General features: G+C 57.9%; 13 protein-coding genes. 11 read left to right on the top strand and 2 right to left on the bottom strand.

The genetic code is table 11. The features are described 5' to 3' along the window. Nucleotides 1–102: 102 nt before the first annotated feature. From BFQ04_RS10845 to BFQ04_RS30220, 7 genes are all read left to right on the top strand, one after another. On the top strand, nt 103–444 hold the full coding sequence (locus tag BFQ04_RS10845; protein WP_256544575.1) for a hypothetical protein: 342 nt from the start codon (nt 103–105) through the stop codon (nt 442–444). A gap of 64 nt (nt 445–508) precedes the next feature. Further along, nucleotides 509–931, top strand: a complete 423-nt coding sequence (locus BFQ04_RS10840) for a hypothetical protein (RefSeq protein ID WP_065950811.1) — start codon at nt 509–511, stop codon at nt 929–931. Between the two features lie 55 nt (nt 932–986). Next, entirely contained in the window at nt 987–1,580 is a 594-nt protein-coding gene (locus BFQ04_RS10835; protein ID WP_065950810.1) for a tail assembly protein, read from the top strand. A 59-nt stretch (nt 1,581–1,639) separates the two neighbouring features. After that, entirely contained in the window at nt 1,640–5,602 is a 3,963-nt protein-coding gene (locus BFQ04_RS10830) for a phage tail protein (protein ID WP_065950809.1), read from the top strand. 340 nt (nt 5,603–5,942) lie between these two features. Then, entirely contained in the window at nt 5,943–6,623 is a 681-nt protein-coding gene (locus BFQ04_RS10820; RefSeq protein ID WP_065950807.1) for a hypothetical protein, read from the top strand. Between the two features lie 48 nt (nt 6,624–6,671). Beyond that, nucleotides 6,672–7,445 carry a hypothetical protein gene (locus BFQ04_RS29645; protein ID WP_175413275.1) on the top strand — a complete coding sequence of 258 codons (774 nt, stop codon included), beginning with the start codon at nt 6,672–6,674 and terminating at the stop codon, nt 7,443–7,445. A gap of 2 nt (nt 7,446–7,447) precedes the next feature. Continuing rightward, nucleotides 7,448–7,999: a tail fiber assembly protein gene (locus BFQ04_RS30220; RefSeq protein WP_065950806.1), complete on the top strand. Its 552-nt coding sequence runs from the start codon at nt 7,448–7,450 to the stop codon at nt 7,997–7,999. Between the two features lie 66 nt (nt 8,000–8,065). Here the strand turns inward: BFQ04_RS30220 and BFQ04_RS29245 are convergent, their stop codons facing one another. Further along, nucleotides 8,066–8,263, bottom strand: coding sequence for a hypothetical protein (locus BFQ04_RS29245; RefSeq protein ID WP_139111915.1), 198 nt, complete (start codon nt 8,261–8,263; stop codon nt 8,066–8,068). Nucleotides 8,264–8,332: 69 nt separating this feature from the next. On the opposite strand from BFQ04_RS29245, the gene BFQ04_RS10805 reads away from it, so the two are divergent. Further along, nucleotides 8,333–8,866, top strand: a complete 534-nt coding sequence (locus BFQ04_RS10805; protein ID WP_065950805.1) for a glycoside hydrolase family 19 protein — start codon at nt 8,333–8,335, stop codon at nt 8,864–8,866. After that, nucleotides 8,863–9,393 carry a lysis system i-spanin subunit Rz gene (locus tag BFQ04_RS10800; protein ID WP_065950804.1) on the top strand — a complete coding sequence of 177 codons (531 nt, stop codon included), beginning with the start codon at nt 8,863–8,865 and terminating at the stop codon, nt 9,391–9,393. The genes BFQ04_RS10805 and BFQ04_RS10800 overlap by 4 nt, the downstream gene beginning before the upstream one ends. 153 nt (nt 9,394–9,546) lie before the next feature. Here the strand turns inward: BFQ04_RS10800 and BFQ04_RS10795 are convergent, their stop codons facing one another. Next, nucleotides 9,547–10,227, bottom strand: a complete 681-nt coding sequence (locus tag BFQ04_RS10795; protein ID WP_065950803.1) for an SOS response-associated peptidase family protein — start codon at nt 10,225–10,227, stop codon at nt 9,547–9,549. Nucleotides 10,228–10,328: 101 nt separating this feature from the next. Between BFQ04_RS10795 and BFQ04_RS10790 the strand changes: the two genes are divergently transcribed. Continuing rightward, complete coding sequence (locus BFQ04_RS10790) at nt 10,329–10,754, top strand: LexA family protein (RefSeq protein WP_065936683.1); 426 nt, start codon at nt 10,329–10,331, stop codon at nt 10,752–10,754. Further along, on the top strand, nt 10,747–12,021 hold the full coding sequence (umuC, locus tag BFQ04_RS10785) for a translesion error-prone DNA polymerase V subunit UmuC (protein WP_065950802.1): 1,275 nt from the start codon (nt 10,747–10,749) through the stop codon (nt 12,019–12,021). Before BFQ04_RS10790 ends, umuC begins: the two co-directional genes overlap by 8 nt.

The raw sequence follows: 12,021 nt of genomic DNA, 5'->3' as shown, positions 1-12,021 counted from the left end.
TTGCTGGTCCAGCCCCTCGCTGGGCTTTTTGCATCAGCGCCTCAGTGAAGTGGATGCCTGGCCAGGTACGCGGTACATTCCTCTCTTACATGGAGGATATTGATGAAAATTTGGCTGATGGTTTTGTTCGCTGCGGCACTCGCGGGATGCGCAGACAGCGGACCGATCAAGGTGGGTCCCGACACCTACACGATTTCTACCCGCGTTCCATTCGGCGGGCCCGCCTCTGCGAAAGGGCAGGCACTCAAAGAAGCAAACGTGTTCTGCGAGTCCCAAGGCCGGGAGATCCTGCTTGATCACATGCAGGCTAGCGAGTGCGCGCTTCACGGCGGATGCGGAGAGGCTGAGATATATTTCTTCTGCATGGCGAAAGGGGATCCGCAGCTGAAACGCCAGAGGTATAGCCCTGATCCCACGCAGAAGATTGAAATCGATCAGCGATAATTCGTGGCTCCAAAGCGGCGCACTGGGCAGTATTGCAGCCCCGCCAAACCAAAGAGGGAACGACATGCGAATTTTGATAACGGCGTTAGCGGTGGCGATGCTGGCGGGGTGCGCCTCATCGGCGATCTCGGTACGGGATGCGAAGCCGGTCCCTTCGGACGAGGTGTATGCCTTCCAGACTAAACCAGCTGGCGAGAGCGGAAAAATCACCGTGGTGCGCGACTCCGGAGCGGTCGGTTCTGGCTGCGACATTGTTGTTTATGTCGACGGCCGCAGGGCTGCAAAAATCGGGACTGGTCAGCGGGTGACGTTCTACCTTCCGCCTGGGGCGCCCAATCTCGGCGCAGGCCTGGCAGGCTCTGGCTTGTGCGCAGGCGCTGCAATTCGAACCATCGCAGCAACGGTGCAGCCAGGCAAGGAAAGCCTGTACCGTATCAGCGGCGACATGGCTGGGTTCTACATAGGGCCTTACGTCGATTACAACTGAATCAAGAAAACCTCGAAGCCGCCTCCGGGCGGTTTTTTATTGCCCGGAGAAAGTGATGCAGGCATCAGCGATCAACTACCAACCCATGACGACGATTCGCCTGCACGGGCAGCTCAGACAGTTCGGAAAGTCCTTCAGGCTCGCGGTGAAAACGCCGGCGGAGGCGATTAAAGCACTATGCGTGCAGATCCCTGAATTCGAGCGGTTTCTTTCGAATGCCAAGTCGCGCGGCCTTGAGTTCGCGGTGTTTCGCGATAAGTGCAATATCGGTGAGAAAGAACTGGCCTACCAAGGCGCCGGGGATATCCGCATCGCCCCAGTGGTGGTAGGCAGCAAGCGTGGCGGCATTCTTCAGACGATTGTCGGCGCGATCCTGATTGTGGTCGGGGTGATCTTTTCGGCCACGCCATTCGGCACTCCTCTTATTGGCGCAGGCATCGGGCTCGTTGCTGGAGGTGTTATCCAGATGCTGAGCCCTCAAGCCAGCGGCCTCAAGACCAGTGCCGCACCCGAGAACACGCCTGGCTATGCGTTCGGCAGCGCCAAGAACACCACCGCATCGGGCAACCCGGTACCGCTTTGCGCAGGCGAAAGGGACTGGGGAGGCGCGATCGCTAGCGCTGGGATTTACGCCGAAGACCAGATGTAAGAACCAACCGCAACACAGCAGCCGGCTATGAGCCGGTTTTTTATTGCCTGGAGAAAAGCATGGGCGCAGCACAGAAGCTCGACATCTACGGCGCCAAGGGCGGCTCCGATAAGCCAAAAACGCCGACGGAAGCTCCTGACAGTCTGCGCTCGATCGCGCTCGCGAAGATGCTTATAGCTGTTGGTGAGGGTGACTTTGAGGGCATACCTACCGCCAGTGATATTCGCGTTGACGGCACGCCCTTGCAAGATCCTCAAGGCAATATGAACTTTCCCAACGTGAAGTGGGAATGGCGGACAGGCTCAGTCGATCAACCCTATATCCAGGGCATCCCGTCTATCGAGAATGAAATCACCATTGGCGTCGAGCTTCGTAGCACCTCGCCGTGGGTTCGAGCGATCACCAATACTCAGTTATCGGCTGTGCGTGTGCGCCTTGCGTGGCCTGCACTCCAGTCAGTAGATACCAGCGGCAACATCAACGGGTACCGGATTGAGTACAAGGTCGAGCTGGCAACGGACGGCGGCGCATATCAGCAGGTTCTGAGTGAGGCTGTCGACGGCAAAACTACGACCATATATGAGCGCACGCGTCGTATTGACTTGCCAAAGGCAAACAGCGGTTGGTTGATTCGCGTCACGCGGCTGACTATCAACCAGAACAACAATAAAATTTCCGACACCATGCAGATCGCCGGCTTTACCGAGGTGATCGACGCCAAGATTCGATACCCGAATACCGCGCTGCTCTATATTGAGTTTTCGGCAGAGCAGTTTCGCAGCATCCCGGCCGTCACGATCCGCTGTAAGGGCCGTAAATGGCAGGTGCCGAGCAACTACGATTCGGCCTCCCGCACCTATAGCGGAATCTGGGATGGCACCTTCAAGGAAGCGTGGACCGATAACCCTGTCTGGCACACCTACGGCATAACCACGAACGACCGCTTCGGCCTTGGCCGCCGCATCAAGCCGTGGATGGTGGACAAGTGGGAGCTCTACCGCATCTCCCAGTATTGCGATCAGTTGGTGCCGGACGGGAAGGGCGGCCAGGAGCCTCGCTTCATCTGCAACCTGAACCTGCAGAGCAAGGCCGACGCATGGTCTCTGCTGCGTGACATCTCCACGATATACCGAGGCATGACTTACTGGGCCCAGGGCCAAGTCTTCACCCTGGCAGATATGCCGCGAGCTACCGACTTCGACTTCGCCTACACCCGGGCAAACGTCATCGATGGCAAGTTCACTTACTCCAGTGCGTCGGAACGCACCCGCTACACCCGGGCGCTGATCAGCTACGACAACCCGCTGAACAACTTCGACACCGACGTCACAGCTGTAACCGATGCCAAGCTGCAGCGGCGCTACGGCGACAACCCGCTGGAGATCAGCGCCATCGGCTGCACCCGCGAGTCGGAGGCGCAGCGCCGAGGCAAGTGGGCGCTGCTGACTAACTCCAAGGATCGCGCGGTTACCTTCAGGGTCGGCCTTGACGGGCGTATCCCGCTGCCTGGGTATGTGATCCCGATCGCTGACGAGCTTATTGCCGGCCGGCCAGTGGGTGGGCGCATCTCGGCAGTGAACGGCAAAGTCATCACTTTGGACCGCGATACCCAGGCCAAGCCCGGCGACAGGTTGATCCTCAACCTGCCTGACGGCAAGTGCGAGGGCCGCACGGTTCGGCTTGTCAGCGGACGGCAGGTCACCGTGACCGTCGCCTATTCCGTGCGGCCAGAGCCCGAACTGGTGTGGGCGCTGGATGCTGACGACCTGGCAATCCCGCTCTATCGCGTGGTGAGCGTGGCCCGGCCAGAACCCGGTGTGTTTGAGATATCGGCGGTTCAGTACGATCCGAGCAAGTTTGCTCACATCGACACCGGCGCGCGTCTGGAAGAGCGCCCGATCAGCGTGATTCCGATCACGGTGGTACCGGCACCGGCCAGCGTCACGTTGACGTCGAGCTACTCGGTTAATCAGGGCATCGCCATCAGCACCATGAACATCTCGTGGCCGGCCGTCACCGGCGCCGTCGCGTATGACGTGGAGTGGCGCAAGGATAGCGGAAACTGGATCAAGGTGCAGCGCACCGGCTCGACGAGCGTCGACGTAACCGGCATCTATTCGGGCGCATACCTGGCTCGGGTGCGCGCGGTGAGTGCCTTCGACATTTCGTCGGTTTGGAAAAACTCCATCCTGACCAACCTGGAAGGCAAAACCGGATTGCCGCCGGCGGTGTCGTTCCTGACCACCACCAGCCTGGTTTATGGCATCGGCATTCAATGGGGCTTTCCACCAGGTGCAGAGGACACCCAGCGGACGGAGATCTGGTACAGCCAGTCGGCCGACCTGACCACCGCGATCAAGCTGAGCGACTTCAGTTATCCGCAGGCGAAGCACGAGATGCACTCGCTGTTGCCTGGTGCGACCCTGTTCTTCTGGGCGCGCCTGGTGGATCGGACCGGCAACATCGGCCCGTTCTGGCCGGTACCAGGTGCAGTCAATGGCCAGGCCAGCACCAAGCAGAGCGACTATGAGGCGTATTACGCCGAAAAAATCGGCAAGGGCGCCCTATACCAGAGCCTGCGCGAAGAGATAGAGCTGATCACCGGTGACGGGCCTGGCTCTGTGAACGAACGCCTCGAGGAAGCCAAGCAGGAACTGGAGGACCTGATCAAGCAGGTGAACGACGCGCTCGCCTACGACCCTGCGAAGCCTTATCTGAAGGGCGACATTGTCCGGCTCGATCAGCATCTGTACCAAGCGAAAGGCCCTGTGCCGGTTGGGGCAGCACCGCCCGACGCTGCGTATTGGATCGATATCGGCACCATCCTTGAGACCACTGATGCACTGGTTTCTCAGGTTAAGATCATCGAAACCACTATCGAAGAAATCGACGGCAGGGTGTTGGCCACCGCAACCTCTGTGGAGGCGTTGCGCTCTGCTGCTCGAGGTGATGATGGCGCGGGCGATCTTGCTGACGCGGTCAAGGGATGGACGTCGACGGCAGATCTCGCCGTCGAGCGTAAAACGCGAGCCAGCGAGAATGAAGCGTCGGCCCAGCAGTTGCTCACCCTCGGCGCTCAGGTCGGCGACAACAAGTCGTCGTTGACCGTTCTGGAGCAGGTGGTGGCCAGCAACCGCGAGGCTTCAGCGGCGCAGATCAACCAGCTCAAGAGCGATCTGTCTGCTGTTGACGGGAGAGCGACCGGTAATGCCCAGGCGATAACGGGCCTCAACACCAAAGTCACAAACCTCGACGGGAAGATAACTTCCCAGGCTTCGAGCAACGAGGCGTTGCGCGCTTCCGTGCGCGGCGATGACGGGGCCGGGGAGCTGGCCGGGGCTTTGAAAACGTACGAGTCGGTCGCAAGCATCGCCCAGCAAATACGTGTCGAAGCATCCCGCGAATTAGCAACTGCTGAGCGTATCAACACCTTGCAAGCTGGGGTTGATAGCGCGAAGGGGCTTATCCAGCAGGAGGAGCTGGTCAGGGCCACTGCGATAGATGTTCTGTCCAAACGGACTGATACGGTCCAGTCGAGTCTCGGGCAGACAAACGCCTCGGTTCAGCAGGTGAGCCAGACTCTGGTTGGCCTGGACGGAAGGGTGTCCTCATCGGTCACCTTGAAGGCCCAGACAATCGCAGATGGGCGCAGGGTCACTACGGGCATGGCATTCGGATCGAATGGTGAGCAGTCAGAGTTTCTGATCATGGCTCAACGGTTTGCGGTCGTGAACGAGATCGATGGCAAGGTCATTCCGATGTTCGTTATCGAGAACGGCCAGGCCGTGTTCAATAACGCGATCATCAGCAAGGCGATCATTCAGGAAATCATCCTGGGCATGGTGCTTCGTTCGCCTGCGGTGGATTCGAAAGGGCGTCCATTGCTGGAAATCAACATTCCGGCAGGCACGCTCAATCTTCGTGGGGAGGGCACGGATGGCGCTAGCTTGCTCGATAACAGCGGTATCTCGGTGTTCGATGCGAACGAGAAACGCCGCGGCAAGTTCGGGAGACTTTCCTGATGGCTGAATACGGCTTGGCTACGTGGGACGAGAACGGGGTCCAGCAAATTGGCCCCACTTCTTTCACTCTGCGCACTGTTTTCTCAACGCTCGTTACGTTCTCCGGTGCAGCAACTGGCACAGGCGCATCACAGACGTTCTCTGTACCAGGGGTAAATCCACAAAACTGCACCGCTGTCGTCGTACCGATTGGCCCATACACAACCGACCAACACATCATGGTTCAATATGAGCCAGAAATACTAACGGATCAGATCAGGGTGTGGAGGGGGCATAGAACAGCTTTCGAAGGACAGTTCGGAACTGGCACTCAAAGGCTTATTGTTTCGAGGTTCAAATAATGAGTTGGGGATTTGAGTTTAAGAATAATGATGATGTGGTTATTCTCGATTCTGAGTACGCACGTCTTTCAATTTTGTCTAAAGGTCGCTTTGTCCCTACGCAAGAATCTGGCCTAGGGTCTGCGACGAATTTTGAGAGGGTCATAACTACTCAAGAACCGCCGCTGGTGTTTGTTAAACCTGACAATGTCGGAATCGTTGCCGGGCTTTGTAGGGTTCTTATCCTTGGATCGCCCGGCAATTGGACGGGGTTCTACGTTCGAGCGTATGACGTGAGAACCGCCCAGCCCCGAGGAAGTTACTTTGCCGCCGCATACGTTGCTAGCCCTACAGCTCTGTGGGGCGGTCGGCTCTACGATCAGAATGAGTCGCTGATCTTCGACACAGGCACACCCAGCGCGGTATTTAGCCGTTCGTTGCCATCTTGGAACTACGTTACATCGGGGCGGGACTCTCAAGGATTAACTATCGTTTATTTCAGCGTGCCCTTTGTTTTCTCCAGCGACGAATACATGCTAATAAATAACTTTGGTATGGACGTCGCCGGGAGTTCACGGCGCGCCGCCTCCATATATTGCTGGTGGGATTTTCCCGGCAATAGGTTGTGGGCTCTTACAGCAGGCGCAACGCCTCAGAACACGTTTTACATACCGGCAGTTTTCGCAAAAATGCAGGCTTGATTCCCTGAGTCAAGTAGTGATGCACATACATTTAGACTGGAGATAGACATGCCATCTTGGTTTTCAGAAGGGACGGTCACCGTTACTAATGGAAGTACCGTTGTAACAGGTGCAGGTACGAAGTTTTCAAATTGCCGATCTGGCGATATGTTTGTCGGGCCGGACAACGGTATATACCAAATCATCAATCCGGCGAACGACACGTCGGTATCGATCTCGCCCGCGTACCGGGGTCCCACTTCAGCAGGCGCTGGTTATGGAATCGTTCCGGTGAACGGATACCCCAAGGCGCTCGCTGACGCCGTCAACTTGTTGGTGCAGCAGTGGGGGGCGACTCTCGCGGGTCTGGGTTCGGTATCTGTTGAGAACATTGTGCCGGTTACTAAGGGCGGTACCGGAAGCTCTACTCCAGCTGCTGCCCGCACCGCTCTGGGTTTGGGCAATGCTGCCACGGCCACCATCGGCCTCAACCCTGGCAACGTTATGGGAGTCGGCGCATTCGGGAACGGCGTCGACTACCTCACCGGGCTGAGCTTGTGCACGGACATCAGCGGTAGTCAGGTATCGAAAACCGGCATTTACCGTTATTCGTCCACTACTGCCGGCAAGCCTGATTTCGGCTCCGGATTTGGAGCGCTCCAGCAATTCTCGGCCTCATACGATGGAACCTACAACTATGGGGCGCAGTTGGCGATTGACTATGCGTCGACAGAATTGATGATGCGCCGGCTCACCGGTGCTTCAGGCTGGTCTGCCTGGGCGAAGTTCTATAACACCATCAATACTACACGTGCCCAAGACGGCACATTAAAGGCGATCTGATCATGGCAAGAGCAGCGATTAACATTATTGGCGCCACTGGAAAGATGTACGACCTTGTTTCGCTGGGTGGACGCGATGTAGATAGCTACCGCAAAGATGTGGGCGTGTACTGCGTCACTGGGACGCAAGGCATGGTGCCATATCCGCCGATTGACCTCGGCTGGGGGTACTCGCTTCACCCATCTGAAAATCAGGCTGAAGTAGAAACCGCATATGACGGAGATTTGCTAACTGTCACCGTGACAATGGGCGCCGAGCCCTACGATCTGAAGACCATGATCACACTGCATATCCTTGTCCCAGATCTTGAGCCCATCGTTATTCCTCCTGTTGCGGTAGACCCCAACACGGATGCGCAGGCGAGGATGGCGAGCTTGCGCGCGAAAGCTGACTACGAGATTGCACCGCTGCAGGATGCGGCGGATTTCGGCGAAGCAACCGAGTCTGAAGTGTCCGCCCTGAAAGCGTGGAAAAAGTACCGAGTATTGCTGAATCGTGTTACTGAACAGCCTGGCTACCCGTCGGTTATTGAGTGGCCAGTTGCGCCGGATTGAAAACTTGATGAGTTCCGATGCCCGCCTTGAGCGGTTTTTTTTCGCCTGGAGAAAGGATTTCCGAATTCAATCGGAATGGAAGCTTGCGCCGGAAAACCCATAAGTTGGTGCCTCCTGCCCATGTTCGCCTGCCCATTCAGCGATACGCTTTATGTTATCGCGAGTAATTTTATCGAGATTAACGGGCAGAGGTTCAAGGTCTGCAACCTTTAGCAGGTTCGTACCGGGAATAATCACAGCGTCTCGAATGTAAATATTCTGCATAAGCTCACCCTAATTGGATTTTCAGTATAGCCCGCCCTTAGGTGGGTTTTTTATTGCCTGGAGAAAAGTATGCCGATCACCGAGCAGCAGTTGCTGCAGATACTCCCGAACGCCGGCCGCAATGCCGGCGTTTTTGTTCCTGTGCTCAATTCGGCTATGGGCCGGCACGCGATCGTGACCCCGCTGCGCATCGCCGCATTCATCGCTCAGGTCGGGCATGAGTCGGGCCAGTTGCGATACGTGCGTGAGATCTGGGGACCAACCAAGCAGCAGGCCGGGTACGAAGGTCGGGCCGATCTGGGCAACACCGTGAAAGGGGACGGGCCCAAGTACCGCGGGCGCGGCCTGATCCAGGTCACCGGGCGAGCCAACTATGCCGCGTGCGGCGAAGCCCTGGGCCTGGACCTGATCAACAAGCCTGAGCTGCTGGAGATGCCGCAGCACGCCGCCATGTCAGCGGCTTGGTTCTGGTCGACCAAAGGACTGAACACGCTGGCGGATCAGCGGCAGTTCGAGAGGATCACCAAGCGCATCAATGGTGGGCTCACCGGACAGGCCGACCGCCAGGCGCTGTACGACAAAGCGCTGAAGGTGCTTGCATGACGCCGGTGCAGAAGCTGGCTGGCCTGGCTGCGCTGATCCTGCTGCTGATGGCCAGTGCCGCCGGCGTGACTTGGGAGGTTCAGGACTGGCGCCTGGGCAAGCAACTGTCTGAACAGCTATCCGCGCAGAGCGCCGCGCACCAGGGTCAGCTCGACGCCATCACCAACGAGGCCTGGCGTCAGCAGAAGGCCGAGCAGAACAAGCGCCTGGCCATCGAGCAGCAGATCTCGGTACAGGACCAACAACACGCTCAGGAACTATCCAATGCCCAACGTAACCAAGCTGCTCTGCGCGATCGCCTTGCCACTGCTGATGTCCGGCTGTCAGTCCTCCTCGACGCCACGGACACAGCCAGTCGCTGCGAGGTGCCTGCCGCCCCCGGCGGCGCCGGCGTGGTTCATGCAGCCCGTCGCGCCCAACTTGACCCAGCGCATGCGCAACGAATTGTTGCCATCACCGATGACGGGGACAACGCCATAATTGCTTTACGTGCGTGCCAGGCATATGTCAGGGCTATTGCGCGCTGATCGCGCTGAACTACTCTTTCACGGCACGTTAGTATTGCGATAATCGGGGGGTCGACAGGGCATCATGGATAAGCAGCTCGCAGGCCTTTCATTTCTGCTCACCCTTGGCTGGGTGATCTCCGTCATATCTGTGATTTGGTATTTCTCCTAAAGCTAGGCGATAGGCACTATCAGTTCGCGGCCTTTGTTTCTGACGTTACCAACGGCTGTGTCAACCTTGAACCACTCGAACACCTCAGTCGGCTCGCCCTGATACAACACCATCTGTTCGGCGCGCTCTTTAGGCGTGGCAGGATTCAGCCATTCCCGGGCGAGGTCAGCCGTCAGCACTACGGGCCGTCGGTCGTGAATGTCCACCATGCCCCCGGCGCTGTCCGCGGTGATGATCACAAAACCGTCATGCTCGCCTGGGCCTTCATCGGCATCCGGCAGTTGGCCGATGGCAGCACAGAATATTGGTGCACCATCCCGCCGGCGGATCAGGTAGGGCTGCTTCTTGGGTCCGCCTTCATCCACCCACTCAAACCAGTTGTCGATAGGCGTGATTGCTCGGTGCGGCCAGATCGCCCGAAAGAATGGACCGTGGGCGACCTTTTCCACACGCGCGTTGATCGGCGCGGCGCGGTCCTTGGCCCAATGCGGTCGCCACCCCCAGCGCACCGGGTCGGCGTGGAGCAAGTCGTCTTGCAGATGTAGCAGCGCAACTGCGGTCGTCGGCGCCACGTTGTATCGCTCTATCGGCTCGTCGCCCAAGGAGTTCGCCAGAGCATTGGGCATGCTTAGCGCCGCAACGAAGTCATGAATCCCGCTGTATTGTGAAAGCCTTCCGCACATAGGCGCCGCTCCGTCTGTCGAAATCCCCTACAGAAAAATTGACCACAAGCCTTCTGCAAAGTTAACTGTACATTCATACAGTTCGTGTAAAAGGCTGCATCATGAGCTTCACCATTTTAGGCCCTATATCCGAAGGCGGCACGAAGCTGCCTTTCTGCTCGTTTCGGGTGCCAGCTGGGTTTCCATCTCCAGCAGCCGACCATATCGAGCAGCACATCTCATTGGATGAGGTCCTAAATATCCGCGCGCCTCACGTTTACTTGATCGCCATTACCGGCGAAAGCATGCAAGGCGCTGGCATTTTCGAGGGCGACCTGGCTGTTGTGGACCGCTCTATTGAGCCCGCTCACGGGCATATAGTCGTGGCCCTGCTCAATAACGACCCGATGTGCAAGCGCCTGTGCAAGCGTGGGGCCGAGGTTATCCTGCTGTCAGAAAACCCTAAGTACCCAGCGCGCTACATCCTCGAAGGTGACGAGCTATCGATCTGGGGCGTGATCACCAGCACCGTGCGCAGTCATGTCTAACCCGCCGGTCTTTGCCCTTATCGATTGCAACAGCTTCTATGCAAGTTGCGAGCGGGTATTCCGGCCCGACCTGGCCAAAACCCCAATCGTCGTGCTGAGCAACAACGATGGCTGCGTGATCGCCAGGAGTTATGACGCCAAGCCATTTATCAAAATGGGCGAGCCGTACTTCCAAATCAAGCACAAGCTGAAGCAGCACGGCATCGTGCCTTTCTCGTCGAATTATGCGCTTTACGGCGATATGAGCGAGCGCGTGATGACGCTGATCGAGACCTTGGTGCCCGCGGTTGAGATTTACAGCATTGATGAAGCGTTCGCCGACCTCACGGGTATATCGGGGCTCGATGCCCTGGGGCGCCAGATCAGAACAAAGGTGCTGCGCGGCACCGGTATCCCCGTCGGCGTCGGCATTGCAAACACCAAGACCCTGGCCAAGCTGGCCAACCACACCGCAAAGCGCTTACAGGCGCAGACCGGCGGGGTCGTGAATATCACCGACCCGGTCAAGCGCGATTGGGTGCTGCGCAATACCGACGTCGCGGAAGTTTGGGGCGTCGGGCGGAAAATGAAACTGCACCTAGACGCAATGGGTATCAAGTCGGCAATGGATTTGGCCAAGGCTGATCCACGGACGCTCCGCAAGAAATTCAGCGTAGTGATCGAAAAGACGGCGCGGGAGCTGGCCGGCACATCGTGCCTGGAACTGGACGAGCCCGACCCACCCAAGCAAGAAATATGCTGCAGCCGAATGTTCGGAAGACGCCTGACCGAGCTGCAGCCGATCAAGGAGGCCGTGGCCACCTACATGATGAGGGCATCCGAAAAACTGCGCGCCCAGAACTCTCTCTGCAAGAAGGTCCGCGTCTGCATTCGCACCGGGATGTTCAATCCCGAGGAGGCGAAGTATGCCAACGGCGTTGTGGTCGATATGCCGTACCCTACCGATGACGTGCGCCTGCTCACGAAAGCCGCTGTCGATGCGCTCGACAGGATCTTCCGACCAGGCTTCAAATACAGCAAGGCCGAGGTAATGCTGCTCAACCTGTGCCAGCCGGGAGAGTACACGGACGATCTGTTCGCAATATCGCAGGCGGCCGAGGCAACCCGTGTAATGACTGTGCTTGATCAGATCAACGAGCGGTGGGGCAGAGGAACGCTTCGGTCTGCCAGCGTGCCGACCAATCCCGACTGGGGGATGCGTCGGGAGATGATGAGCCAGAGCTATACCACCAAACTGGACCAGCTCTGGACGGTGGCATGCAAGTAG

The sequence above is a fragment of the Pseudomonas sp. 37 R 15 genome (assembly GCF_900004865.1).
Lineage (GTDB): Bacteria > Pseudomonadota > Gammaproteobacteria > Pseudomonadales > Pseudomonadaceae > Aquipseudomonas > Aquipseudomonas fluorescens_AM.
The sequence above is the reverse complement of the archived record's forward strand: the minus strand, read 5'-3'. Positions and strand labels throughout refer to the sequence as shown.